The organism is Picosynechococcus sp. PCC 7002, assembly GCF_963860125.1.
GTDB lineage: Bacteria > Cyanobacteriota > Cyanobacteriia > Cyanobacteriales > MRBY01 > MRBY01.
The window spans coordinates 1728609-1753682 of record NZ_CAWLFA010000001.1 but is presented as its reverse complement, the minus strand read 5'-3'; the positions used below and the strand labels follow the sequence as shown (position 1 = coordinate 1753682).

The following is a 25074-nucleotide window of genomic DNA, read 5'->3' as shown; positions in this document are numbered from 1 at the left end:
AGAGATTAAGCAGACTGAACTTTTGTATCCTGTTGACTACTTTGCAGCCGTTGAATAATCGCTGATTTCTCTAGCAGTCCCACGAGGGTGCCATTGGTCTGGATGACCGCAAGGGCCTGTAAACCTTGTTGTTCCAATTTAGCGGCCACGTCTAGGAGTGATAGATCAGACTGGACTTGATTTTCCGCAGGGACAGATTTGATGAAATCGCGCACCTGATTGTGGGGCCAGTCATTGGTAGGCACTGCACGAAGAACATCAAGGTGCACTTCACCAAGCAGTTGACCTGTTTCATCCTGGACTAGGAAGCGTTTCCACTGGTTACCAGAGCGAATGGCACTGTTGGCTAAATCCCGTAGCGTCGTTTCTGCGGAGATGATCGGACTATCTTCAACCACTGCATCAGCCGCCGTTAAGCCAGAGAGGGCCGATTGAATGGTGGCAGATTGGGCAGAACGACCCGCGTTTTGAAGCAAGAACCAACCGATGATTAGTGTCCAGAAGCTACCCACATTAGAAATACCAAGGATAGATAATGCACCGAGAATAATCGCTGTCCAACCGATAAACTGACCAACACGGCTAGCCCAGATGGTGCCGGTAAAACGATTTCCTGTTAATTTCCAGACAATAGATTTAAGGACATTACCACCATCAAGGGGAAGACCTGGGATCATGTTAAAGGTGGCCAAGATTAGGTTGATGTAAGCCAACAATCCGGCGATCGCCGCTGGCGGCCCACTCAGGACACCACTACCTGTTAAGAGAAAGAGTGCGATAAAGAGAGCCAAACTCACAAGCGGCCCTGCTACAGCAATCCAGAATGCACCACCGGGCGTTTTCGCTTCCTCATCAAGGTTGGCGAGTCCCCCGAATAAGAACAGGGTAATGGAGTTTACACCAATGCCTTGGCGAATTGCTGCATAACTGTGACCCAGCTCGTGGAGTAACACAGAGGCAAACAGGAGCAAACCTGCTACCAATCCTAAAATTAAGGCGTTAATGCCGAGGCCTGGAAACTGGGACGACAGGCCGCCGCCAAAGTTCAGGGTGACGAGTACCAGAACAATGAACCAAGAAATGTTGATGTAGAAGGGGATGCCAAATAAATTCCCCACACGAAAATTGCCGTTCATGAATGAACCTCCCGAATCGTTGCTGAGGCCCAAAAAGACTTACGTTTAGCGCTATTGAAAACCTTTTTGTCCGCTTTCATTGCTTATATTGTAACAAAATGTAAAGTGCTTACTTTACTTACTGGGTAGTGAAACCCGCCGTTTTGGGTTCGGTTCACTCGGAATTGCTTGCTTTTGATGGCACTGGTTGAAAAAAGGCGATCGCCTCTACAAAAACAAAATTGTCACCCAATTCAACAATGCTTAGACTTAATTCAATAGGTTTTGTGAGGGACTAAGAAAAGGATAATCTTGGGGAAAATCTACATCATATTCAAGTTGCATATTGGCCGCAGCTTCCTGATAACAGTCTAAATAAATTTCTTCGAGTAAATTACTTAAACTGGGGGAATCTGCTAATAAATCTTTAAGTTTTGATTGAGTTCTGCGAATCTTCCCCTCCCAACCGCGATAACATTCTGGCATGGGGACATAGTGGCGTTTTAAAAGATGCTCAAACAAAGTAATTAAGCGATTTTTCAGCTCTCGCTTTTCCCGTTTCCCCAAAGACTCTACCTCATCAATTAAATGCTCTAAATCTAATGCCGAGAAATTTTGGGTTTTGAGTTGTTCAACAGTCTTCTCGATCCACATCACAAAGTCATGATCATAAAGTACTTTGTCTATCTCCATGAATCTCCTCAAAATACCTCTCTGATCATCATAACGACAAACCCCAATTTGCATCGCATAGAATAGTGAAGTCATTCCTTGAGATTAGGCGATCGCCTCATGAAAACATTGATTCATCTCAAAATCGAGAAACTTCACGAAGCAGGGCAGGACTACTATTTGGCGACCAGTGAGGATGTACAGGGTTTAGTCGCCGAGGGGCAAACCATTGAGGAAGTGATTGAGATTGCCAGTGACTTAGCCAAAATGCTACTGGAACTGCATCAACAGAATGAACAACCACCCGCCTTGCCGAATACATTCCAATATCCGCTGATTTTAGAAGTTTAATGGGTCGTTTATCCGGATTTTCCTATCGAGAAGTCACCAAAAAGCTCCGTCGAGCAGGCTTTGAATTCTATCGCAGTGGTAAGGGTGACCATGAAATTTGGTTTAATCTAGCGACAAAACACACTACAACAATCCCACACCATAAAACCATTAAAGAGGGAACATTACGCGCCATCCTGCAACAAGCACAGATTCCCGTAGAAGACTTCCTTAATCTTTAACTGCCGCTCGTCTCCTGAAGCCTTACAATAACGCTGTTACAGAAAGAATCGACGTAAAACTATGACCACTTGCCCCTTCACCCCCGAAGAAATTGCATCTGAAGGCATCAAACCCGAAGAATACGAAGAAATTGTGAGCCGTCTCGGTCGCCATCCCAACAAGGCTGAACTGGGGATGTTTGGCGTGATGTGGTCGGAACATTGTTGTTATAAGAATTCCCGCCCATTGCTGTCTGGTTTCCCCACGAAAGGCGATCGCGTCCTCGTCGGCCCCGGTGAAAATGCGGGCGTGGTCGATATGGGGGATGGTCTGCACCTCGCCTTTAAGATCGAATCCCATAACCACCCATCGGCGATCGAACCCTTCCAAGGGGCAGCAACCGGGGTCGGTGGTATTCTCCGCGATATCTTTACGATGGGGGCGCGTCCCATTGCCTTGTTAAATTCTCTACGCTTCGGCACCCTCGATAATGCCCAAACTCGCCGCATTTTTCAGGGAGTTGTGGAAGGGATTAGCCATTATGGAAACTGTGTGGGTGTGCCAACGGTGGGCGGTGAAGTCTATTTCGATAAAGCCTATGCCGGAAATCCCCTCGTCAATGCGATGGCGTTGGGCTTGATGGAAACCGAGGAAATTATTAAATCGGGAGCCTATGGCATTGGTAATCCCGTTCTCTATGTCGGCTCCACCACCGGACGGGATGGCATGGGGGGCGCAAGTTTTGCCAGTGCGGAATTGACCGATGAATCTATGGACGATCGCCCTGCGGTGCAAGTGGGTGATCCCTTTACCGAAAAATCCCTGATTGAAGCCTGTCTCGAAGCCTTTAAAACGGGGGCAGTGGCAGCGGCGCAGGATATGGGGGCGGCGGGTTTAACCTGTTCGACAGCGGAAATGGCGGCTAAAGGTGGGGTCGGTGTGTTGCTCGATCTCGATAAAATTCCGGTGCGAGAAACGGGCATGGTTCCCTATGAATATTTACTCTCGGAATCCCAAGAACGGATGCTTTTTGTTGCCCACCAAGGACGGGAACAGGAGTTAATTGATATCTTCCATCGTTGGGGTTTACAGGCAGTTGTTGCGGGGGAAGTGATTGCGGAACCCATCGTGAAAATCATGTTTAAGGGTGAAGTAGCCGCAGAAGTTCAAGCAACTGCGCTATCAGATAATACGCCCATTTATCATCGGGAATTGATGGCAGAAGCTCCCAAATATGCACAAACGGCTTGGGCTTGGTCGGTGGATTCTTTGCCGAATTGTGATGGGAATGGCATCGCTGAAAAATCTTGGAATGAGATTTTATTAACCCTGTTAGATGTGCCAACTATTGCGTCTAAAAAATGGATTTATCGCCAGTACGATCATCAAGTACAAAACAATACGGTGATCTTCCCCGGTGGCGCAGATGCCGCTGTGGTGCGGGTTCGTCCGGTCAATGGTAAGCCCGATGCGTCAACAATTGGTGTGGCGGCTTGTACCGATTGTAATCCCCGTTATGTCTATTTAAATCCGTTGGAAGGGGCAAAGGCGGCGGTCGCTGAAGCAGCGAGAAATTTAAGTTGTGTCGGTGCTGAACCCTTGGCAATTACAAACAATTTAAACTTTGGTAGTCCTGAAAAACCTGTGGGTTATTGGCAGTTGGCAAATGCTTGCAAAGGGATTGCTGAAGCTTGCCGAGAATTGGACACTCCCGTTACTGGTGGTAATGTTTCCCTCTACAATGAAACCCTTGATAGTGATGGCAAACCGACCCCCATTTATCCGACTCCTGTGATCGGGATGGTGGGACGAGTTGAACATATTAATCAGGTCTGTGGTTTAGCCTTCCAAAATGCTGGGGATAAGGTCTATCTCCTTGGTACTCAGGCAACAACAACCCTCGGCGGTTCGGAATATCTAAATACGATTCATAACACCGTCGCGGGTATTCCGCCCCAAGTGGATTTTGAGCTAGAGAAAGCCGTCCAGAAAACTGTACGGGAGGCGATCGCCGCTGGCTTGTTAAACTCTGCCCATGACCTTGCGGAGGGTGGTTTAGCCGTTGCCCTTGCGGAATGTTGTATCGGTGGGAAGCTCGGCGCAACCGTTGAAATTACTGGCACTGACCGTCTCGATGCCATCCTATTTGGCGAAACCTGCGGCAAAATTATTGTCTCTGTTGCTCCCGACAAACAAGCTCAATTTGAAGCCCATCTGACGCAATCCTTGGCGGACAATTGGCAGGTGATCGGCTCTGTGAGCAACACCAATCAGTTACAAATTACCGTCAACAATCAGGCTGTAATCGCGGTTTCTGTCGAGGATATGACCACCAACTGGAGTGAGGCGATCGCCCGTCGTTTACATCCGTAATCTAATTAACTGATTACAATAGAAAGTACAAATCCAGTGGGTAAGGCTAATGACAACAATGACCCTTGCGCTAGAACCCGTTTTCACCTTAAGCAATGAACAATTTCAGCAACTTTGTCTGGTTAATCCAGAGCTTCAACTGGAACGTACAGCTAAAGGAGAATTGGTAATTATGCCTCCCACTGGTGGCGAAACTGGGCGGCAAAACGCTAACCTAATTTTTCAAGTACAACTCTGGAATCACAAATATCAATTAGGAGAAGTTTTCGATTCCTCAACGGGTTTTATTTTGCCCAATGGTGCGACCCGTTCTCCTGATGTTTCTTGGCTTGAAAAATCTCGTTGGCAAGCATTAACAGCCGATCAGCGAGAAAAATTTGTTCCCCTCTGTCCTGATTTTGTCATTGAGTTAGTTTCGCCTAGTGATGCTGTCCAAAAAACAAGGGATAAAATGGAAGAATATCGAGACAATGGTTGTAGTTTTGGGATATTAGTTAATCGCAAGGAAAAACAAGCAGAACTCTATATTGCTGATTGCGAGCCTCAAACTTTATCTCTACCTCATAAAATTTTGGGTATTAATATCTTCAAAGATCTTGTACTAGATTTAACATGATTGATTGGCGATCGCCTTTTTAACGAAGATTAGAGATGGCTTTAAAATTCCCCAAGGTTACTGTTCGTCCGGGAAGCCGCCAACTTCATTAAGATTTTGCTCTTGCTTTTCTCGTATTCTTTTTTCAACGTTTGCTTACTTACCACAGGATTACTGGCAGGCAATCGCTGACCTAAATCTGCCCAGCGGGTAAGCTGTTCCCGTTGCTTCAGGGAAATCGTTGCCTGGGTGATGTGAAAATACCGCTGGGGTTGCCCTAAGGCAAAAAGCAGAATTCGATAGTTCCCTTGGCTGGCTAAGAGACGCGCCATCTGTTGGCCAATCTTCGTTTTCAAGTCCAGATAGCAAGGCAACCAACGGGCTCCTTCACTGCTGTTGTACAGCACCGTGATCCACAACAACATCGGATGGGGGGCCTCAATGAAGAGAAATTGATTGTAACGGGTATCAAAACGGCGTTTGCCCAACTCCTCAGCTTCTAACATCGCCCAAAGACTGGCGATCGCCGTCGGTTCAGCCGGTAAAATCCGTGGAAAAACAATCTTATTTTGGGGTTTATCCGCTGGCCAGGACTGGGCCGCACAAATGGTATCGCTAAAGGTTGTATTCAGTTTGTCTGTAGGCCTTCCCTGGCGATTTACCGTTGAATTACGAAAGCTGGGGGCCGTGGTGGCATTGTTAATCCGGGTCGGATCATTGGGGCCTGCCACCGGAGATGTTGCTTGGAAATTTTGCAGATTTTGGGACGTGGTAAAAAAGGATTTCCTGGTTTCTGCGGCTTGTTGCTCGTAATATTTGGCGATGGGGGCCATGGCTTGCCAAATATCATTGACGGTCTGGGGGCGATCGCGCGGACTTTTCGCCATACAACACATGATAATTTCAGCCAGAGGAACCGGAATCCGCAGACTTTTATCAAAGGGAATTGGTGGTGTGTCATGGTGCGCCCGGTACCAACCCCCAAAGGAATTATTTTCAGGCATCACGGGCATATCCCCCGTAAGCATCTCGTACATCGTAATCCCCAGGCTATAGATATCAGAGCGTTGATCTAATTCCTTGCCTTCCATTTGCTCTGGGGAACAGTAGGCGAGGGTGCCCATAAACGATTGGGTCTGGGCAGCTCCGGCTTGGCTGAGACGTGCAATCCCAAAATCCAGAATTTTTACCAATTCCCCTAGGGACGCATCCTGCATGATCAGAATATTGCTGGGTTTAATATCCCGGTGAATAATTAAACATTGTTCCCCCTTGAAGGTAATCCCTTGGTGGGCTGCTTCCATCCCCAAACATATTTGCCGCACGACTTGAAAAAAACGCGGTAAACCGAGGGTAGCATGGGCAATAATATCGCTTAGACTTTCCCCCTCTAAATATTCCATGACATAAAAGGGCACATCCTGGTCATCGACGCCATAGTCTTTTACCCGCACGATATGGATGCTTTTTTCACTCAGGAGGGCGCAAATGGTTGCCTCCCGCTCAAAGCGTTGGCGCATTTTGTCGTTGAGCAAGGTCTGGGCTAGGAACTTTACGGCGACCGTGACTCCCCCTAGGACTGTATCTTCACCCCGGTAGACACGCCCCATAGCCCCCTGGCCTACGAGGTCTACCAGGCGATAACGGCCGGCGAGAAGGCGATTGATATTGGGATCGGTAGTCATAGTTTGGGGTGGACGAACAAAACAATCAAAACAACAGGAGACCGGACAAAACTTAAAAGATTAAAGCTATTAAAGCTGACGGAGGAGAGTCCCTTCAATGGTACTGGTGAGGTAATGGCCGGCGAGGATGCCCCCGGAGTAGCGATATTCATCGTCGTTAATCTGGTAGAACATTTCAAAGCCACTGCGCCGTTGGCGATCGCCAAGCACCCAGTATCGCTGAACGATTGATTCTGAGCCAACCCAACCTTCTCCTTCCACCCGTCCCAAAATACTTTGTTGCAACACATAGGTATATTGTCGCTCACCGCTATCTAAACGCCCTTTGTATTGATAGGAAATTTCGGGGCGATCGCCGTCTTGAAACGTTAACTTTGTCACCATCGTAAACCAATTATTTTGGCCCCAAGCAACAATTGTTTTACCCCGAATGAGAATGGGGGGCTGATTTCGTTCGATCCAACTACCATTTAACGTCCAGCGACCTGCTTCCAACAAAAAACTATGGGCCACAATGTATCTTGCTCCTTGGGACTACGAGACGAATCAATGTCATTTGACCCTGTTCTAGTTGACCAAAAACCTTGATCACACACAGTGGGGATTCGTGACGAAACCTCCTTCTATTGTAAGGAGTTCTGCCCCATTCCGAAAAAGCCAGCGACCCGCTTTACTAGATTGTTAACGATCGAAATATTAAAGACTAGAAAAAACCCTAGGCGATCGCCTAGGGAAAAATTACACAGTAGAGGACGCTTACGGGCAAAACTAAATGCTCTGGGGCCTAGATGCTAAATGATCTAACGGAAGAGATCGGTGTTGAGTCTGAGGCCATTGTTGCTTGGATTCGGGTTCGACTGGTCTGCCGCGCGACCCTGGGTCAAATATTCTCCGGTACCACCATCGGCGGGATCGAGGAAGGGCTTGAGGCTAATACCACTGTTTGAGTAACCTTGGGCTACGGGACTAGGGGTAGAGGTAGAGCGGCCGCCAAAAATACTTTGGAGTTGTCCCAGGAGGCTATTGGTCGAGCCAGTGCCCATGAAGGTGTTGACCCCACGGGTTTGGAAACCGCTGTCGGCACTGAGGAGATTATCGAATACTTGATCCCGTGTGGCGATCGCATTTTGGCCCCGGGGCACCGTAAAGACGATTTGGCAGGTGGGATTCAGTTCGGTGGTCACACAAACGATGTCGTAACCATTTTCGCGGCCAGTGGTGAGTTCGACGAGACCATCACCCCGGTACAGTTCCAAGCGGCGGGCAATTTCTTCACAGCGACGCTCTGCATTCCAACCGCCCCCCATAGTGCGGGGTATCGCCCAAGGATAAACTTCCCCCGGACGACTTTCGGGCTGGTACATTACGGTGTATTGTCCCTGATCATACTGACACACAAAACGGCGATCGCCAGAATTGTAGATCACATCACCAGGCGTATTCCCCGTATTGGAATCTGTGTCTACAACGATATCCGGCGGTACCTGGGCGATCGCACTGCTGGCGGCAAACCCTAAAATTTCTAAGCCGACAATACCGATTTTTAACCAAGTTCGAGTGTGCAAACCTTTACTCATCTTCAAATTTCTCGTGCGTCACAGTGAATTTTAGGGGGATCCTATGGGTTTTGATGACGGGATAAGCTGACTTTAGGTTCCCCTTGTCGGCCGGAAAATGGATGTGATATATTTACTGAGCTAATTAATTTTGCGGACGTGGCGGAATTGGTAGACGCGCTAGATTTAGGTTCTAGTGTCCTAGACGTGAGAGTTCGAGTCTCTCCGTCCGCATTTACAAAAAAAAGTTCCTGGGGTTTGGAGTGATGGCACTTTCCCACACTGAATTTGAGCAGGCGATCGCCCAAGTGGAAGCTGACCTTGCCGCCCTAAAAGACCGTCACGCCCAGGTCAAGACTGCCGAAGCCCGCATCGCAGAGCTGAAAGCAGAACAAGAGAATCTCCAGGCAGAGCCAGAAACGATCCAAAAACAAGCCTCCCTCAAAACAGAACTCAACCTCATTGCCGCCGAAATCGCGAAGTTAGAACTGCAACTCGAAAGTCAGTTGCTCAAGTGGCAGGAACCCTTTTGGCAAGTTGTTCGCTTCACAGGGGTAGGCATTTTATTGGGCTGGATTCTTAAATCGTTTACGGTTTAGAGTTTAAATCTCCTTGTGGTCGCCCTGGATAAAGCGGACGCACCAACACCGGCGCATAAAAATCGTCCTGGGAAAGCACCACCTTTGATTGAGCCGACAACAGAAGTAAAGCCCAAAAGATCCCGACCTTTTCGTGGCGATGTTGTTTGGCGGTGATCTCTTGGGGGAAAAATTCGTTGGCTTCTTTATAGGCGATCCACTGACGGATTAAATCGTCTAATGCAAACACCACGGGGGTTTCTGGATCAGGGGGCATCTGGGTCTGGAAAAATTGTTCTAGCTGGGCGGCTAATTCCGTGAGATTTTCATCATGGGCCAACTGGGTAATCTGTTTAATGGCCGCTTTATTGGACAGTTTACGTGGCGTTTTGAGGCGTTTTTTGGGGGTGTGATCCTCGATTTCGTTGGCAATTTGCTGAATTTGCTCAATAAATTCCTGGAGGGTGACCCGCCGCCGTTTGGGGGGAGGTGCCGTAGCCCGCCGCCGGAGTCTTTTTTCGAGCTTGAGGGGGAGTCGTTCCGTATCGCTTGCGTCCCAATCTTCGTAGAATTCTTCGTCCTGAACCTCTGCTTCAATGACCGTTAAACTTTCGAGGGTGTCGGCCTTGAGGAGGACAAGTTTAGAGGCCCACAGAAAGGTCTGACCCGACTGGGGTAGGTCTGCTTCCCTGAGCATTGGGTCTGTATCCCCGGCAAGTCCTAGTTCACTGAGGAACTGATCGATAACATCGATGACTTGCACATCCCAGGGATCGATTTCTCCCTGTTGGGCTAGTTCAATGAGGGTGGCGATCGCCGCTTGGGGTTGGGTAGCCATGGCTTTATCGAAGGGTCAAAAATTAGGCCGTTTGCTCAGGTTGAGATTCTTCTGGGGGTGCTTCAGCGGAGTCCTGGGTGTCTCCTGTCTCGGTATCGGTAGAAGTTTCAGGTTCAGGCACCGTTTTGTCTGCGGTGGATGCAGTCGTCGCACTGGGGGAATCTGCCGATGATTCTGCGGCATTTTGTTGGGCGGCCTGCAGTTCAGCCAAAGCTTTTTCTAATTCCTCAATTTTTTGACTCTGGAGCTTCAGTTCCCGTTGGGCTTTCCATGATTCAATTTGCCGCTGCAACTGATCCCACAGGCTAAACATCCAAGCTAAAATCGCCCCTGTGCCCACCGCCAGCAGGAGTTCGATGGAGAGGGGCGCTTCGGCTTGGAACCCCGGAATGATGTTAATTCCGACGGGTTGCGTATTTTCGATACTAAATAGCGCTAGGGCTAAGCACAGGGCAAAAAACAATAAAAAATTCAGTTGCCGCATGATCTCTCCACAGGATGCATCGCGTGGCTGATCTCGATGGCGATCGCCAACACACCCCCTAGGATATCGTAATTGTTCCAACCCAAAAAAATTGCCCCAAACATTGTTGGGGCCGCCGGATGATAAAAGTGATAATTGCGATCGCCTGGGCTTAAGCTAGGGACATTTTGGTACCACCCACAGCATCCCCAAGGCTCACATTGACCCCAGAATAAACAGTGCCTCGACGGGCATCAATGGAGATAATCGAGCCATCCCGAATCAACTGGGTTGCTTCCTTAAAACCGACAATCACCGGAATACCCAACCGCATCCCCAAAGTTGCTGCATGGCAATTTTGATTTGGTTCTTCGATCACGATGCCGCTGGCCTTACGGATCATTTCCACATAGGCCGCATCCGTAGACCGAGCAACGAGGATCTCCCCTGGCCCAAAATCATTAATATCTTCACTTTGATTCACGACCCGGGCACGACCGCTGGCCGCCCCTTGACCAATGCCAATGCCTTCTCCGAGCACCGCCTGCACCATTTCGACTTTGATGAGATCTGTGGAACCAGACACCCCTTGGAGCGTCCCCGCTGTCATGATCACCAAGTCCCCTTCATGGAGAAAGCCGCTCTCCTGGGCCACATTAATCGCCGCCTTAAAAGTTTGGGTCGTTGACGGAGAATCCATAACGAGGAGTGGCTTTGCCCCCCAGACCAACTGGAGACGACGAGCCACATCCACATGGGGGGTGACAGCAAGGATCGGCGTTGCTGGGCGAAATTTGGAGACGTTTCGGGCCGTTGCCCCAGACTTGGTGAGGGTCATGATCGCCGTTGCATCTAACTGTCCAGCAATGTGGCTGACGGCGGCAGAAATAGCATTGGGAATCGATTTTTTATCAGAAGGTTGTTTTTGAATGCCGTCGGGTTCCTTTTCGATGCGCTTGGCGATGGTTGCCATGGTCGCCACGGCTTCTACGGGGAATTCACCCACAGCAGTTTCATTAGAAAGCATCACCGCATCGGTACCATCCAAAATCGCATTGGCCACATCGGAAACTTCGGCGCGGGTGGGGCGAGGATTACTCACCATGCTATCGAGCATCTGGGTGGCGGTAATCACAGGAATCCCGAAGCGGTTGGCGGTGGCAATGAGTTTTTTCTGGAGAATGGGTACGTCTTCGGCGGGCAGCTCGACCCCAAGATCCCCCCGGGCGACCATAACACCATCGGAAAGGGACAAAATAGCCTCCATTTGTTCGATCGCCTCGTGTTTTTCAATTTTGACGATCACGGGGACATTTTTCCCAGCATTGGCGATGAGCTCTTTGATTTCCAGGACGTCTTGGGGATTGCGCACAAAACTGAGGGCCACCCAATCGACCCCTTGGTCGAGGCCAAACATGAGATCTTCGCGGTCTTTGTCGGTGAGGGCTTTGACGGAGAGATAGACCCCAGGAAAATTGACCCCTTTGTTATTGGAGAGTTTGCCACCGACGACCACGCGGCAGTGGAGATTTTTTGCGGCAATATCGACCCGTTCGACCTTCATTTCTACCTTGCCATCGTCGAGGAGGATGGTGGAGCCTTCGGGGACTTCTTCCGCTAGCTTGTCATAGCTGACATAGCCCACTTCTTGGGTACAGGGTACTTCGCGACTTGTGATGATGTAGGGATCGCCGTTTTTAAGGGTGATAAAGTCGCTCTCATAGCGACCAAGGCGAATTTTTGGCCCCTGGAGATCCTGGAGAATGCCAACGGGTTGATTCAGTTCAAAGGCGGTTTGTCGAATCAGACGGATGTTGCGTTGGTGGTCATCGTGGGTACCATGGGAGAAATTTAGCCGTAGAGTGGTTGCCCCTGCTTCGATGATTTCCCGGAGAACGTCTGGTTTGCTAGTCGCAGGGCCAATGGTGGCGACGATCTTAGTGCGGCGGGGCATTTCTCTAGAGGGCATAGTGAACTTTCTCGGGTCAGTTGGGAAAACAAGCCTCATATTATCCCAAAAGTTGACGTTTCTTTCTATACGTGGCAGGGGAGTTCTGGGAGATTTTGGGAATCTCGATGGGATCTGCTCTGGGGTTTGTCGGTAGGAGCTTTTGGTGGACAAGGGGGAAGCCAGAGAATCTTCCCCTAATTTTCGTGATTTTTCTGAAGTTTTAGGTATCCAAATAGTTGGCGGCGATCGCCGTGGGGATCATCGGTAACATCGGCAGTACACAGATCAATCCCTGTTGCCAGGTGAGGGGAGCTGTCTGAAAGAGTTGATTCATGAGGCCCCATTGACTAAAGGCAACCTGCAAAGCGACGGCGACGGCAATGCCAACCAACAGGAGCGGGGCTTGGATGATGGTTTTTGTTTGGCCGCTGATGTAGCGAAGGAGGCTACGGCCCAGTTGACTGATGCTTAGTAAATAGATGATCCGAGCGGCAACGAGAGCTTGGATCGCCATGGTGCGGGCGAGGGCGAGATCGCCGGTGCTGGTTTTGATCCATTCAAAAATGCCAAAGATAAGAATCCAGTTGAAGATCGAAATAATCCCGATCCGTCGCAGCAGCTTGGGGGTGATCAGGGGTTCATTGGGATTGCGGGGGGGGGATTGCATAATCCCGGCGGGCTTGGCTTCAAAGGCGAGGGGCACAGTCATAGTGATCGAGTTGATCATATTCAGCCACAGCACCTGCAAAGACAGAATGGGCAAATCCCGCGCCAGCAAGACACTGATCAAAATAGTCATGGATTCACCGCCATTGACGGGCAAGAGGAAGGCGATCGCCTTGCGGAGATTGCGGTAAACGGTGCGTCCTTCTTCGACGGCGGCTTCAATGGAGGCAAAATTATCATCGGTGAGCAGCATATCGGCGGATTCCCTGGCCACTTCGGTGCCGCCTTTCCCCATGGCGATACCAATGTCGGCTTGTTTGAGGGCTGGGGCATCATTCACGCCATCACCCGTCATCGCGACGATATCACCTTTTTTCTGGAGGGCTTCGACGAGAGCAAGTTTTTGGGCTGGGGCAACCCGGGCAAAGACCGACCCAGTTTCGGCGGCCTCGGCCAGACTTTGGGGATCCATTTTTTCGAGGTCTTGACCCTCAAAGGCAATGACTGTTTCTCCGGTGCGAATCCCCATGCGTTGGGCGATCGCCTTGGCGGTGGCAATGTGATCTCCAGTGATCATCTTGACGTTAATGCCCGCCGTTTGGCAGGCATGGACAGCGGCGATCGCCTCCGGTCGGGGGGGATCAATCATTCCCTGGAGCCCTAAAAACTCAAGGCCCGTGGTGAGATCCTCATGGTCAACGCTGTGTTGGTGACTGCTGACTTCTTTTTTCGCAAAGGCGAGAACCCGTAACCCTTTGGTGGCCATGGTCTCTACCACTGCTTCGATGGCCGCAGGATCGAGGGCGATCGCCTGACCATCGTCCAATAACATCGTTTCACAACGGCGCAACAGCGATTCCACCGACCCTTTGACATAAATTGTCCGCCCCGTGCCATCATGGAGCGTTGCCATGTACTGATATTCCGACTCAAAGGGAATCGAATCGAGCCGGGGCCGCTGGGCGTCTAAACCCACCTGACTGAGGCCCGCCTTCGCTGCCGAGGTGATCAAGGCTCCTTCCGTTGGATCGCCCACCACAGACCAATCATCACCCGTTTGTTTCAGTTGGGAATCGTTGCAGAGCAACCCTGCGGTGAGACATTCTGCCAGGACTGGGGGCAAGGTTTCAAAGCTGGCGTCCCCATCATCACCGGTTGCGGCCAGGTAAACTTCTCCCTTCGGACTGTAGCCACTGCCACTCACTTTGAAATGAACATCCCCCGCATAGATCGCCTGGACGGTCATCTGATTTTCCGTGAGGGTACCCGTTTTATCAGAACAGACCACCGTGGCACTCCCAAGGGCTTCTACAGCGGGTAATTTACGAATAATGGCGTGGCGGCGGGCCATCCGGTTCACCCCAATCGCCAGGGTAATTGTCACTACGGCGGGTAATCCTTCGGGAATCGCACTCACGGCCAGGGCCACGGCAGCTTCAAACATCTCGGCGAGATCGCCCCCCCGGCCCCAACCAATGGCAAAGGTGAGGGTCGCCAGAGTCAAAATCACATACAGCAGGGAATGGCTAAATTTGGTGAATTTTCGGGTCAGTGGTGTGGTTAAACTGACCTGCTTCTCCATGGATTGGGAAATCTGTCCCATTTCCGTCTGATTGGCGATCGCCACGACGATGCCTGTGCCCTGGCCAAAGGTGACAAAGCTCCCTGCATAGGCCATATTGCGGCGATCGCCGAGGGGGGTGTCTAGGGGTAAAAGGCCTAACTTTTTCTCGACGGGCACCGCTTCCCCCGTCAGGGCTGACTCATCAACTTGGAGGTTCCGCACCTTGAGTAACCGCAAATCCGCCGGGACTTTATCCCCGGAAGCCAACAGCACAATATCGCCAGGCACTAAATCCCGCGACGGGATCCGGAGAGTATTGCCTTCCCGCAGAACCATCGCTTCGGTGGTGACTGCTTTTGCCAGGGAGGCGATCGCCCCTTCCGCCTTAGCCTCTTGGATATAGCCAATCACCGCATTAATGAAAGTGACTCCCCAGATAACCCAAGCATTCGTCCAGGAACCCAAAGCCGCTTTAATACTTCCGGCGATGATTAGGATGTACAGAAGCGGCTGGTGGAACTGCAACAAAAAACGTAACCAAGCGGGCTTACCGCCTCGAAATTGCAACTCATTCCAACCATACTGCTCGTAACGCTGGGCCACTGCCTCTGGCGATAATCCCCGTTCTGCATCGCTCTTTAGGGATTGAATTAATTCGGCCTCTGATTGGGTATGGCAGGGAGGAAGTGATGATGACACTGGCATAACTTAAGCTTAAAAATTAACCTGCAAATTTGATCCTCCAAATTCTAGCAATTTAGTTTTATAAAATTGCGTAGTTAAATTATTAAATTTTCCTTGAAAAATCCAATTTTCAACTTGTCAATAATTTCTTTATGGACTTTTTTGTTGTCAAATCCTCAGTGATAAAGCCTGTTCGGTTTCTTTGAAGCTAATTTTTGAAAATCCCAAAAAGTGATTTCTTTTTATCTTTTTATTGCCAATTAAGTTATTAAGTTCCCTTGTTTTTTTAAGGAGAAAAATTGGCTGCCGACGACATTTTGACCAGGCCCCCGATTCTAAAATGGCAGCAAGTAATCCATAATGGGCGATGGTTCATTCCATTAGCTGTCACGAAAAACTCAAAATAACCATGCGCCTTTCCCAAAGTCTGTTCGTTACCCTCCGAGAAGATCCCGCCGATGCGGAGATTCCTAGCCATAAGCTCCTGCTGCGGGCCGGCTATATCCGGCGGATTGGGCGGGGGATTTATGCTTATCTACCGTTAATGTGGCGCGTGCTCCAGAAGGTATCCCAGATCGTCCGGGAAGAGATGAATGCCACCGGTGCCCAGGAAACCCTGTTACCCCAGTTGCAACCCGCAGAGATTTGGCAAGAATCGGGCCGTTGGGATACCTATACCCAGGCAGAAGGGATTATGTTTTCCCTGCGCGATCGCCTGGATGGAGAGTTGGGTTTAGGGCCGACCCACGAGGAAGTGATTACCACCATTGCCAAGGACATGATCCGCTCCTATCGGCAGTTGCCCCAGCATTTGTACCAGATTCAGACGAAATTCCGCGATGAGATTCGACCCCGGTTTGGCCTGATGCGCGGGCGGGAATTTATCATGAAAGACGGCTACTCGTTCCATGCTTCCGAGGAATGCCTCAAAAAAACCTACGCAGACATGGATCAGGCCTACCGCAATATGTTGCGTCGCTGTGGTTTACAATTCCGGGCGGTAGAAGCAGACTCTGGGGCCATTGGTGGTTCTGGTTCCCAGGAATTTATGATCCTCGCCGATGCCGGGGAAGACGAAATTCTCTACACCGAAGACGAAAAGTATGCCGCCAATACCGAGAAAGCCGTGTCTCTACCCGTTGAGGCGATCGCCTCTCCCTTCAACAGTTTTGAAAAGCGTGAAACCCCGAACACAGCCACCATCGAATCCCTGTGTAAGTTCCTAAATTGTTCCCCCACTTGTGTCGTTAAAAATGTCCTTTATCAGGTGGTTTATAACAATGGCAAAACAGTTTTAGCCTTAATTTCAATTCGAGGCGATCAAGATGTCAACGAAGTTAAATTGCAAAATGAATTGACAAAATTAGCGCCTAATTACGATGCCAAAACTGTCATTTCCTTAACAGTTCCCGATGCCGATGCTCAACAAAAATGGGCCGCAAAATCATTACCTTTAGGCTACATTTCCCCAGCTTTAGCAGATGATTGTATTGCTAAAAATAAAGCGGTTTCAGGCGAATTTCTGCGCTTAGTTGATCCCACTGCGGCGACATTAGAAAACTTTGTCACGGGTGCCGATGAAACGAATTACCATGTCCTCGGTGCAAACTGGGGCACAGAGTTTAAGCTACCTCCATTGCAAGTGGATGTGCGGTTAGCAAAGGCAGGCGATCGCGCTGTCCATGATCCGACCCAAATCCTCCAAACAGCGCGGGGCATCGAAGCGGGTCACATTTTCCAACTGGGGACAAAATATTCCGAGGCTATGGGGGCCACCTTTACCGACGAAAATGGTAAAGAACACCCCCTGGTGATGGGCTGCTATGGGGTTGGCGTTTCCCGTCTGGCCCAGGCCGCCGTGGAGCAATCCTACGATGAAAATGGCATTATCTGGCCCGTGGCGATCGCCCCCTACCATGCCGTGGTAGTCGTGCCCAATGTTAAGAGTGAAGAACAGATGGCAGCCGCAGAAAAACTCTATGCTGATCTCAACGCCGCTGGGGTTGAAACCATCCTTGATGACCGCAACGAACGAGCTGGGGTGAAGTTTAAGGATGCAGAACTGATTGGTATTCCCTTCCGGGTTGTCACAGGGAAATCCCTCAAGGATGGCAAGGTGGAAGTGGTGCGCCGCAAAGAAGGCGATCGCCAAGATCTTGATCTCGATGCTGTGGTTGCGACCTTAAAAAATTGGGTCGAAGCCGCAGGCCAGTAAGCCCCTGGGGAATCGTTATAATGGCCCTAGGGTTAAGCGATTTCCCCTTTTTTAGCCATGGTTCAAACGCCTAGGATTCCCGACATCACCTACGACCAAGATTATCAACTTTGGCTGCAACAGACCCTCGAAAAATTGCGCCTCCGGGATTATATGGCCGTCGATTGGGAACATCTAATTGATGAAATAGAATCGATGGGTAAACGCGATCGCCACCGCCTCAAGAGTAATTTGATCATTTTGTTGATGCACTTACTACAGTGGGACTTTCAGGCAGAGAAACGTTCTGGTAGCTGGGAGTCAACGATCATTGAGCACCGTCGCCGCATTATTGACGAGTTAGAAGATTCTCCGAGTTTGCGGCCCTATTTACAGCAGATTTTAGCCTCTGCCTACACCACGGCACGGCAACGGACAAAGGCAGAAACAGGTTTATCCCAAGACAGCTTTCCCCAGGAATCTCCCTACGATCTAGAACAGATTCTTGGTTTGGGTTAAGCCATTACAATCTCCATTTTTGTGAACCAAAACCAGCAAATTTACGTCAAAAATTGTGACTCAGGGTTTAGTAATGGCGGGAAAACCTCACCTAAACCGGGAGAATTCAATTGCTAAGATTGACGATAAAACCTCCTGCGGTGTCCCCCTAACGCCCGGCTCGATGTGGCCATCATCCTAAAACTTTATACAGACTGGATAGAAAAACTTCTATGAGACGATCAAAATTTGTCCAACGATTTACAACCCACATTGTTGCCCTCTGTGTGGGCTGTGCCATTACCTTCGGGGCAATGCAAGGCTCTAGCCAAACCCTCAACCAACCTTTAGCTGATACCAATCCGCCCCAGGAAGTGGCAGCGGTACCCGTAGCAGCAGGTCGAAGTTTTGTCGCCGATGCGGTGGCCAGGACAGGGCAAGCGGTAGTGCGTCTAGACACAGAAAAAACCGTGGTGCGCCGCTTCCAGGACCCGTTTATGAATGATCCATTTTTCCGGGAGTTTTTTGGCGATCGCTTTGGGATGCAATTTCCCGATGAACAACGTCAGGTGCTCACCGGACAAGGATCTGGGTTTATTACAGATCGGTCTGGGGTGATCCTCACCAACGCCCATGTTGTGAGCGGTGCTGATCGAGTTACCGTAACGCTAAAAGATGGCCGCAGCTTTGAAGGGGAAGTAAAGGGTACCGACGAAGTAACTGATTTGGCCGTCGTGAAAATTGACCCCAAAAATGAGTCTATTCCCGTGGCTCCCCTCGGTGATTCTGGGTCTGTGCAGGTGGGTGACTGGGCGATCGCCGTAGGGAATCCGGTGGGTTTAAACAATACTGTTACCCTCGGCATTATCAGTACCCTAGAACGGTCTTCGGCCCAGGCAGGAATTCCCGATAAGCGGGTCGATTTTCTCCAGACCGATGCCGCCATTAACCCTGGTAACTCCGGTGGCCCCCTCCTCAACGCCGACGGTGAAGTGATTGGGATTAACACCGCGATCCGCCGGGATGCCATGGGCATTGGATTTGCGATCCCGATCAACAAAGCCAAGGATCTTGAACCCACCCTCGCCGCTGGGAAAGAAGTACCCCATCCCTTCATCGGGATTCGGATGGTGAGCCTCACCCCAGAAATGGCCAAGGAAAATAATGCTGACCCCAATTCCATCGTGCTCTTACCGGAAGTGAACGGAGCGCTGGTGCTGGGTGTGGTGCCGGGTAGTCCAGCGGAAACAGCGGGTCTGCGTCGGGGCGATGTGATTACAAAAATCAACGGTAAGGCGATCGCCAATGCCCAACAACTCCAGGAAACCGTTGAACAGAGTGGCGTTGATGCTAGCTTGAAGGTGGAACTGCGCCGGGGCGATCGCACCTCAGAGCTCACCTTGAGAACAGCACAAATGCAAGGGGTTTCATAAGTTCTTTAAGTTGAAATTTCCCCCAAGGTCTCCGGGTTCACAACCTGGGGACTTTTTTTGCGTTCTAGCCCAAGGATTCACCGACAGTTAGGCGCATCCCATTGACCATATCCCAACCGGACTGGGGTTTTTTGCCGCTGGGTTGCACCTGTTTGAGCAACAAAAGTCCGTCCCCCGTTTGGATGATTGGCCCAAATTTTTTGGCGATCGCCACAATTTCCCCAACCTTCCCTGTGTTCCCAACAAATTCCTTGAGGGGTTCATATGCTGCGGGATATTGCGCAAAACATTCCGGCACGAGGGGGATCGTTTCTAACACTTTTAACGGTTTATCGCGGCAGGTGGTGAGGCAGTTGGGATAAAAACCGCGCACTTGGTTATGTAAGGCGATCGCCCCTTTTTGCCAATCTAGCTGAAAATCTTCTTTCTGAATCAACGGCGCATAGGTGGCTTGGTCTGGATCCTGGGGGATGGGGGTGATTTTTCCTTGAGCCAGTTGAATGAGCGTTTCTGTCAATAAAGCCGCCCCGGAGGTCGCTAATTTCACTGCCAAATCATGGGCATTGTCCCAAAGATCAATGGGCGTTTCAGCCTTGAGGAGCATTGCCCCGGTATCCATCCCCTCATCCATGAGCATGGTGGTCATCCCCGTCACCGTTTCCCCCTGGACGAGACTCCACTGGATCGGCGCGGCGCCGCGATATTTCGGCAACAGGGAACCATGGCCATTGACACAGCCGAGCCGGGGCATCTGGAGGATTTGCGGCGAGAGCAACTGCCCGTAGGCGACCACCGCAAACACATCGGCTTGGAGGTTTTCGAGAATCGCTAAGGTTTCAGGATCTTTTTTGATGCGCTTCGGTTGCCAGACGGGGAGATCATGGGCGATCGCCACCTTTTTTACCGCCGACGGAATCAGTTGACTGCCCCGACCTCGCCGCTTATCCGGTTGGGTAACGACCCCCAGCACTTCAATGTCCGGGTGGTTCAAAAGGGCTTCTAGGTAGGGCACTGCAAACTGAGGCGTACCGAAAAAGACAACTTTAAGCATGGGAAAAAGAGCAACCAAGCGTGCGATCAGCCTTTCACTTTAGCGCAGATCTCCCCCGACCTTAGCGATTATGCAAACCTCATCGGTCTTTTGAACTGCTCCTAAATCTCCCCCAAACTGGGGGCAGGGGGGCCTTGTTAAGCACCGACAGACTCCTTAGCGGCGTAGAGCACTTCCAGGGAAATTTCACTCAGTCCCTGGGCGCGGGCATATTTTTCGGTGTTGCGCTTCACCTTGCCCCGCACAAATCCGGGGACTTTGTTCAGTTGTCCCTGGGCTTCCGTTGTCCAATTCAGATCAGAACTGGCCGACATGGTTGTGGTAATGACTTCCTTGGTATCGTGGCCGCCGAAAATTTCGAGCAAATGGTCTTCCATGCCTAGGGTAAAGGAGTTATAAACCAGATCCGCGATTTGGTTAGTGCCCTCATAACCCACGAAAGGCCGATAACCAATGGGGAAGTTTTGGATGTGGATCGGGGCGGCGATCACGCCACAGGGAATATTCAGCCGCTTACCCACGTGGCGTTCCATCTGGGTACCGAAAATGGCAGCAGGTTCTAGGCGGGCGATCGCATCAGCAATTTCGCCATGATCTTCGCTAATTAAAATCTCATCACAGTATTCGCTCACCTCTTGACGGAACCAGTCAGCATCATATTTACAATAAGTTCCCGCCAGCACCACATGGATGCCCATTTCCCGCGCCAGAATTTTCGTCATTGCCACAGCGTGGGTATTATCCCCAAAGACAATCGCCTTTTTGCCCGTTAAATTTTGGCAATCAATGGAACGACTAAACCAAGCGGCCTGGGACACATGGAGGGTTTGTTCTTCGATAAAGGCTTCATAATCTGCCGTGGCTCCCTGGTCATTAATCGCTCCCTGGATCGCGCGGATGCAACGGGCCGTTTCCACAACGCCCATCGGTGTAATGTCCACATAGGGTTGGTCAAATTCTTGTTCTAAATATTTTGCCGTGGGCAGGCCCAATTCCCGGTAGGGCACAAGGTTAAACCAGGCCTGGGGCAATTTTTTCAAATCGTGGACAGAGGCTTTGTCAGGAATTACTAAATTCACACTAATCCCCAACTCGGCCATCAAAGTCTTTAGTTCGCGGATGTCGTGGTTGTTGTGGAAACCAAGGGTCGAAATCCCAATAATATTCACCGACGGTTGCGGGGTTTTCTCCGTGGCTAAGTCACCTTTTTTTCTTGCTTTATTGATATAAAACTGGACAATTTGCTGGAGGGTGCGATCGCCAGCCTGGAGTTCATTAACCCGGTAGTGGTTCACATCCGCCAAGATGACGTCTCCCTGGGCATCCAATTGGGCGCGGGCGACGAAATTTTCGAGGTCTTCCTGGAGAATGCTTGAAGTGCAAGTGGGGGTCAAGACAATTAAATCGGGTCGTTCCTCTTGATCCTTGCGGACAATATTATCAACAACTTTTTCTTGGGAGCCCCGTGCCAGAACATTCCGATCCACAATGCTGGCGGTGACAGGGGTGAAATTGCGTTCCCGTTCTAACATCGAACGCATCACATTAAAGTAATCGTCGCCTAGGGGAGCGTGCATAATCGCATGGACATTTTTAAAAGAACTGGCAATGCGTAATGTGCCGATGTGGGCTGGGCCTGCATACATCCAATAGGCAAGTTTCATAGGTATTTTTACTCCCAAAAAAAACTGGTTTGTGATCAAAAGTGATCTCAGTCAGTGTCATTTTCGCAAATGATTTTCGGGTTCTCGGAGAAGAAAACAAAAGTCAATAAAACGATGTATCTCGCAAAGAAAATGGTTTCATTTCAAGGGATATCTCTACAAATAAAGGTTCATCATCTGTTTCTTTCAACGAATTTCAAGCTCTGCCTCGATGATGATTCGCCGTCAAGAACTTTGGGGAAGGATATACAATGCACTTTATTAATGAATTTCGTTTGATTGCAATTGTCTCTGCTCCTAGCCATGACCCAAGTTTTTACACCAAAACCCATTCAATACGCTCCTGAAACAATACAGCGGGCACTGGTGGCTTTTGCTTGCACACCGCTCCGGTGGGAACTGCTGGCAGCGATGAAAGATCAGAGTGTGGCGCTCCCTGATATTGCTGGAGAAGCTGGACTCCGGGCGAGTTATAGTGGGCGATCGCTGCCGGAAGGGGCCGTGGAAGAGTTGATGATGTGGCTGATTCAAGTGGGATTGCTCCGGCGGGAGGTCGATGGTCAAGGTTTGACAGATAGTTTTCGCTTAACGCCTCTGGGTCGTCAGGTGTTGGCCCAATGGCAAGCGGCCCCCCAGGCGGTAAAGGTGTCGTGGTTGGCTCGGTGCCAAAATGCTTTACAACGTTGGCTGAGTCGGTTTTCGGTCTAGACTGTACAATCTAAATCTATGCATCTATCTTTCGGTTTAATGTGAGGAAGCTTCATGCGGGCGATCGCCATTTTTAGCCCTAGTCGTCGGTCTGGAAAATCATGGTTAATTACGGCGCTGGCCCGTTCCCTAACTCGGCAGGGGTTGCGAGTTGTTCCTTTCCAAAGTCAAACGGAAATCACAAAAGGTTATCGGGTCAGTGCCGACGCAGAAGTCAGTCAATCAGCGGCTTGGCAAGCGTGGGCCGCAAAAATTCAACCAACAACCCATCTCAACCCAGTTTTACTAAAAGCCTGTAGTCCCCCTGGTGAATCAAAGCCTAAATTTCAACTGCTGATTCAAGGGCGGGGGATTGGTACTGTCAAACGAACAGCTTACTACGATAGCTATTACGATATTGCGCGACCGCTGATTCGAGAATGTTTGATGGCATTGCCGCCGAAATACGATGTGCTGCTATTCGATAGCTATCGCGACAGTCTTTACCATCCCCTCACCAGCGATACCGACCAAAATTTTGAGATTCTCAAGGGTTTAGAGGCGCCCGTCACGGGTATTATTTTGATTGACTGCACCCATGAAGGGGCCATTAATCAGCTTTGGGGCCTCTGGCAACGGCTTTCCCCAGAAAATCGTCAACTGATTCGGGGGGTAATCTTCAATCAGTGGCAAGGCGATCGCCCCCAAGAAACCCAAACCAGTCAGTGGGTCAAAACGTATCTCAAACGACCCGTCCTCGGCTATATTCGGCCTCTCCAAAATCTGGCCTTTGACCCCGAAAGCCTCTGTACTACCGTTGCCCATAACCCTGTCAATTTACCCCAAAATAAACTGCGCTTGCAGGTAATCCAGCTCCCTCACCTCTGTCCCTATGCAGACTTTGATGCCCTGATGGGTGAGGCTTCGGTACAGTTGGAGTTTATTAATCCGACCGAGACCCTGGGTTATCCCGATGCGGTGATTGTGCCCCACACCAGCCAGGCGATCGCCGACCTCGACTATCTCCACAAATACGGCTATCCCCAACAGCTGCAGCAATATGTCAATGCAGGCGGCACGGTGATAGGGATCGGCAATGGTGCTAATCTCCTCAGTAAAAAAATTGCCCTCCCCAGTGGCGATTTTCAACCAGCCCTCGGTTTAACGCCCTTTGATAGCCAACCCCATACCAAGGCCGCCCTCTTCCCCGCCGAAACATTTTCGCGGTTCCCCTTTCCAAATCTTCCCCTGAGCGGCATGACCCTCCCCTGTGACATCCTGAACTATGCTCCCAGTAGCGGTTATACCCAACTCTTTGAAACCCCAAATTTGGGTCTTGTTAACCAAAGTCAAAACATCTGGGCCGTCTACTTGCAAGGTTTGTTTAATAATGGCCCCTGGTGTCGCTTTTGGCTCAATGCCCTCCGCCAAAAACGGGGCCTCTCTTCTCTACCGACAGGTATTGCTAATTTCAACGAACGGCAAGAAGCAATCCTCGAAGCCCTCGCCAATCACCTTGAGCAATATGTTGATCCGACGATTTTATTAGAGGATGCCGATTAATCGTCCTCGGTTGATAAAAAAAGGGGCAATATTTTTGTTGGCGTAGATTACAGCAGGCGATCGCCTTTTGGGGCCGATGGTGACCTGAATGTTAGTATTTATTTGCAATAAGGCCAGATTGTTGCAAAAGTAGAAAAGGGCGTTTATTATTGTCAATAAGCTGAACTTGTTGAAAAATATGCTGGTACCTTCCTACGACGTAAGCGCCCTCAAGACCGAACTCAATGCTAAAGGATGGCGGTTAACGCCCCAGCGGGAAAAAATTCTCCGCACCTTTCTAAATTTGCCGAAGGGTGAACACCTCAGCGCTGAAGATTTGCACAATGAGTTATTGGAGCAAGGGGAAAAAATTAGTCTCTCAACGGTGTACCGTAGCGTAAAACTCATGACCCGCATGGGCATTTTACGGGAGCTAGAGCTCGCCGAGGGCCACAAACATTATGAGCTGAACCAATCCCAAGCCCACCACCACCATTTGGTCTGTGTCCAGTGCAATAAAACCATTGAGTTTGAGGATGTCGCGATCAACAAACACAGCATTGCCCAATGCCAACAGCAGGGTTTTGAGTTACTCGACTGCCAGTTAACCATCACCACCATTTGTCCGGAGGCCCGCTTGATGGGTTGGCCCTCGGCGCTCCCCCATGATTGGGTCTGTTCGCGGGAAAAAGCCCAAACCCATCTCCATTAAT

General features: G+C 50.1%; 22 protein-coding genes and 1 tRNA gene. 12 read left to right on the top strand and 11 right to left on the bottom strand.

Features of this window, described 5'->3' with window-relative positions; all coding sequences use genetic code 11:
* Window positions 1–5: 5 nt before the first annotated feature.
* A complete protein-coding gene (locus tag AACQ84_RS08515) occupies window positions 6–1136 on the bottom strand; it encodes a site-2 protease family protein (RefSeq protein ID WP_041443516.1) in 1131 nt (376 codons plus the stop codon).
* A gap of 249 nt (window positions 1137–1385) precedes the next feature.
* Window positions 1386–1808: a DUF29 domain-containing protein gene (locus AACQ84_RS08510; protein WP_012307282.1), complete on the bottom strand. Its 423-nt coding sequence runs from the start codon at window positions 1806–1808 to the stop codon at window positions 1386–1388.
* A 99-nt stretch (window positions 1809–1907) separates the two neighbouring features.
* Between AACQ84_RS08510 and AACQ84_RS08505 the strand changes: the two genes are divergently transcribed.
* The 4 genes from AACQ84_RS08505 (at window position 1908) to AACQ84_RS08490 (ending at window position 5328) form a co-directional block, all read left to right on the top strand.
* Window positions 1908–2138 carry a type II toxin-antitoxin system HicB family antitoxin gene (locus tag AACQ84_RS08505; RefSeq protein ID WP_012307281.1) on the top strand — a complete coding sequence of 77 codons (231 nt, stop codon included), beginning with the start codon at window positions 1908–1910 and terminating at the stop codon, window positions 2136–2138.
* Window positions 2138–2359 (top strand): type II toxin-antitoxin system HicA family toxin, encoded by a 222-nt coding sequence (locus AACQ84_RS08500; protein WP_012307280.1) that lies wholly within the window; start codon window positions 2138–2140, stop codon window positions 2357–2359. Before AACQ84_RS08505 ends, AACQ84_RS08500 begins: the two co-directional genes overlap by 1 nt.
* Before the next feature lie 61 nt (window positions 2360–2420).
* Window positions 2421–4712 (top strand): phosphoribosylformylglycinamidine synthase subunit PurL, encoded by a 2292-nt coding sequence (gene purL, locus AACQ84_RS08495; RefSeq protein ID WP_012307279.1) that lies wholly within the window; start codon window positions 2421–2423, stop codon window positions 4710–4712.
* A 49-nt stretch (window positions 4713–4761) separates the two neighbouring features.
* Complete coding sequence (locus AACQ84_RS08490; protein WP_012307278.1) at window positions 4762–5328, top strand: Uma2 family endonuclease; 567 nt, start codon at window positions 4762–4764, stop codon at window positions 5326–5328.
* 41 nt (window positions 5329–5369) lie between these two features.
* Here AACQ84_RS08490 and AACQ84_RS08485 read toward each other — a convergent pair whose 3' ends face one another.
* The 3 genes from AACQ84_RS08485 to AACQ84_RS08475 all read right to left on the bottom strand — a co-directional run bounded on the left by AACQ84_RS08485 (window position 5370) and on the right by AACQ84_RS08475 (window position 8569).
* Window positions 5370–6992: a serine/threonine protein kinase gene (locus tag AACQ84_RS08485; protein ID WP_012307277.1), complete on the bottom strand. Its 1623-nt coding sequence runs from the start codon at window positions 6990–6992 to the stop codon at window positions 5370–5372.
* Between the two features lie 69 nt (window positions 6993–7061).
* Complete coding sequence (locus AACQ84_RS08480) at window positions 7062–7505, bottom strand: hypothetical protein (RefSeq protein ID WP_012307276.1); 444 nt, start codon at window positions 7503–7505, stop codon at window positions 7062–7064.
* A gap of 287 nt (window positions 7506–7792) precedes the next feature.
* Complete coding sequence (locus AACQ84_RS08475) at window positions 7793–8569, bottom strand: COP23 domain-containing protein (protein WP_012307275.1); 777 nt, start codon at window positions 8567–8569, stop codon at window positions 7793–7795.
* Window positions 8570–8701: 132 nt separating this feature from the next.
* On the opposite strand from AACQ84_RS08475, the gene AACQ84_RS08470 reads away from it, so the two are divergent.
* Together AACQ84_RS08470 and AACQ84_RS08465 are read left to right on the top strand one after the other, a co-directional pair.
* Window positions 8702–8782, top strand: a tRNA-Leu gene (locus AACQ84_RS08470).
* A gap of 32 nt (window positions 8783–8814) precedes the next feature.
* The gene (locus AACQ84_RS08465; protein WP_012307274.1) at window positions 8815–9147 is read left to right on the top strand and encodes a hypothetical protein; all 333 of its coding nucleotides are present in this window, start codon (window positions 8815–8817) and stop codon (window positions 9145–9147) included.
* On the opposite strand, the gene AACQ84_RS08460 is transcribed toward AACQ84_RS08465, so the two are convergent.
* The 4 genes from AACQ84_RS08460 to AACQ84_RS08445 form a co-directional block, all read right to left on the bottom strand.
* Complete coding sequence (locus AACQ84_RS08460) at window positions 9137–9964, bottom strand: segregation/condensation protein A (RefSeq protein ID WP_012307273.1); 828 nt, start codon at window positions 9962–9964, stop codon at window positions 9137–9139. The genes AACQ84_RS08465 and AACQ84_RS08460 overlap by 11 nt on opposite strands.
* A 22-nt stretch (window positions 9965–9986) precedes the next feature.
* Window positions 9987–10448, bottom strand: a complete 462-nt coding sequence (locus tag AACQ84_RS08455) for a LapA family protein (protein ID WP_012307272.1) — start codon at window positions 10446–10448, stop codon at window positions 9987–9989.
* Between the two features lie 151 nt (window positions 10449–10599).
* On the bottom strand, window positions 10600–12396 hold the full coding sequence (gene pyk, locus AACQ84_RS08450) for a pyruvate kinase (protein WP_012307271.1): 1797 nt from the start codon (window positions 12394–12396) through the stop codon (window positions 10600–10602).
* Between the two features lie 202 nt (window positions 12397–12598).
* Window positions 12599–15313: a cation-transporting P-type ATPase gene (locus AACQ84_RS08445; protein WP_012307270.1), complete on the bottom strand. Its 2715-nt coding sequence runs from the start codon at window positions 15311–15313 to the stop codon at window positions 12599–12601.
* 388 nt (window positions 15314–15701) lie between these two features.
* Between AACQ84_RS08445 and proS the strand changes: the two genes are divergently transcribed.
* The 3 genes from proS (at window position 15702) to AACQ84_RS08430 (ending at window position 19417) form a co-directional block, all read left to right on the top strand.
* Window positions 15702–17507, top strand: a complete 1806-nt coding sequence (proS, locus tag AACQ84_RS08440; RefSeq protein ID WP_012307269.1) for a proline--tRNA ligase — start codon at window positions 15702–15704, stop codon at window positions 17505–17507.
* Window positions 17508–17564: 57 nt separating this feature from the next.
* Window positions 17565–18005, top strand: coding sequence for a DUF29 domain-containing protein (locus AACQ84_RS08435; protein ID WP_012307268.1), 441 nt, complete (start codon window positions 17565–17567; stop codon window positions 18003–18005).
* 212 nt (window positions 18006–18217) lie between these two features.
* Complete coding sequence (locus tag AACQ84_RS08430) at window positions 18218–19417, top strand: HhoA/HhoB/HtrA family serine endopeptidase (protein WP_012307267.1); 1200 nt, start codon at window positions 18218–18220, stop codon at window positions 19415–19417.
* Between the two features lie 64 nt (window positions 19418–19481).
* Here the strand turns inward: AACQ84_RS08430 and fmt are convergent, their stop codons facing one another.
* Window positions 19482–20468, bottom strand: coding sequence for a methionyl-tRNA formyltransferase (gene fmt / locus AACQ84_RS08425; protein WP_012307266.1), 987 nt, complete (start codon window positions 20466–20468; stop codon window positions 19482–19484).
* A gap of 137 nt (window positions 20469–20605) precedes the next feature.
* Entirely contained in the window at window positions 20606–22132 is a 1527-nt protein-coding gene (bchB, locus tag AACQ84_RS08420; protein WP_012307265.1) for a ferredoxin:protochlorophyllide reductase (ATP-dependent) subunit B, read from the bottom strand.
* Between the two features lie 303 nt (window positions 22133–22435).
* Between bchB and AACQ84_RS08415 the strand changes: the two genes are divergently transcribed.
* The 3 genes from AACQ84_RS08415 (at window position 22436) to AACQ84_RS08405 (ending at window position 25073) form a co-directional block, all read left to right on the top strand.
* Window positions 22436–22840 (top strand): Npun_F0494 family protein, encoded by a 405-nt coding sequence (locus AACQ84_RS08415; RefSeq protein WP_012307264.1) that lies wholly within the window; start codon window positions 22436–22438, stop codon window positions 22838–22840.
* Window positions 22841–22894: 54 nt separating this feature from the next.
* Window positions 22895–24382 (top strand): nucleotide-binding protein, encoded by a 1488-nt coding sequence (locus tag AACQ84_RS08410; protein WP_012307263.1) that lies wholly within the window; start codon window positions 22895–22897, stop codon window positions 24380–24382.
* Window positions 24383–24560: 178 nt separating this feature from the next.
* On the top strand, window positions 24561–25073 hold the full coding sequence (locus tag AACQ84_RS08405) for a Fur family transcriptional regulator (RefSeq protein WP_012307262.1): 513 nt from the start codon (window positions 24561–24563) through the stop codon (window positions 25071–25073).
* Window position 25074 lies beyond the last annotated feature (1 nt).

Coding starts and splice junctions, on each gene's coding strand:
- AACQ84_RS08515 (WP_041443516.1), bottom strand. CDS start 1,136: ATGAACGGCAATTTTCGTGTGGGGAATTTATTTGGCATCCCCTTCTAC.
- AACQ84_RS08510 (WP_012307282.1), bottom strand. CDS start 1,808: ATGGAGATAGACAAAGTACTTTATGATCATGACTTTGTGATGTGGATC.
- AACQ84_RS08505 (WP_012307281.1), top strand. CDS start 1,908: ATGAAAACATTGATTCATCTCAAAATCGAGAAACTTCACGAAGCAGGG.
- AACQ84_RS08500 (WP_012307280.1), top strand. CDS start 2,138: ATGGGTCGTTTATCCGGATTTTCCTATCGAGAAGTCACCAAAAAGCTC.
- purL (WP_012307279.1), top strand. CDS start 2,421: ATGACCACTTGCCCCTTCACCCCCGAAGAAATTGCATCTGAAGGCATC.
- AACQ84_RS08490 (WP_012307278.1), top strand. CDS start 4,762: ATGACAACAATGACCCTTGCGCTAGAACCCGTTTTCACCTTAAGCAAT.
- AACQ84_RS08485 (WP_012307277.1), bottom strand. CDS start 6,992: ATGACTACCGATCCCAATATCAATCGCCTTCTCGCCGGCCGTTATCGC.
- AACQ84_RS08475 (WP_012307275.1), bottom strand. CDS start 8,569: ATGAGTAAAGGTTTGCACACTCGAACTTGGTTAAAAATCGGTATTGTC.
- AACQ84_RS08465 (WP_012307274.1), top strand. CDS start 8,815: ATGGCACTTTCCCACACTGAATTTGAGCAGGCGATCGCCCAAGTGGAA.
- AACQ84_RS08460 (WP_012307273.1), bottom strand. CDS start 9,964: ATGGCTACCCAACCCCAAGCGGCGATCGCCACCCTCATTGAACTAGCC.
- AACQ84_RS08455 (WP_012307272.1), bottom strand. CDS start 10,448: ATGCGGCAACTGAATTTTTTATTGTTTTTTGCCCTGTGCTTAGCCCTA.
- pyk (WP_012307271.1), bottom strand. CDS start 12,396: ATGCCCTCTAGAGAAATGCCCCGCCGCACTAAGATCGTCGCCACCATT.
- AACQ84_RS08445 (WP_012307270.1), bottom strand. CDS start 15,313: ATGCCAGTGTCATCATCACTTCCTCCCTGCCATACCCAATCAGAGGCC.
- proS (WP_012307269.1), top strand. CDS start 15,702: ATGCGCCTTTCCCAAAGTCTGTTCGTTACCCTCCGAGAAGATCCCGCC.
- AACQ84_RS08435 (WP_012307268.1), top strand. CDS start 17,565: ATGGTTCAAACGCCTAGGATTCCCGACATCACCTACGACCAAGATTAT.
- AACQ84_RS08430 (WP_012307267.1), top strand. CDS start 18,218: ATGAGACGATCAAAATTTGTCCAACGATTTACAACCCACATTGTTGCC.
- fmt (WP_012307266.1), bottom strand. CDS start 20,468: ATGCTTAAAGTTGTCTTTTTCGGTACGCCTCAGTTTGCAGTGCCCTAC.
- bchB (WP_012307265.1), bottom strand. CDS start 22,132: ATGAAACTTGCCTATTGGATGTATGCAGGCCCAGCCCACATCGGCACA.
- AACQ84_RS08415 (WP_012307264.1), top strand. CDS start 22,436: ATGACCCAAGTTTTTACACCAAAACCCATTCAATACGCTCCTGAAACA.
- AACQ84_RS08410 (WP_012307263.1), top strand. CDS start 22,895: ATGCGGGCGATCGCCATTTTTAGCCCTAGTCGTCGGTCTGGAAAATCA.
- AACQ84_RS08405 (WP_012307262.1), top strand. CDS start 24,561: ATGCTGGTACCTTCCTACGACGTAAGCGCCCTCAAGACCGAACTCAAT.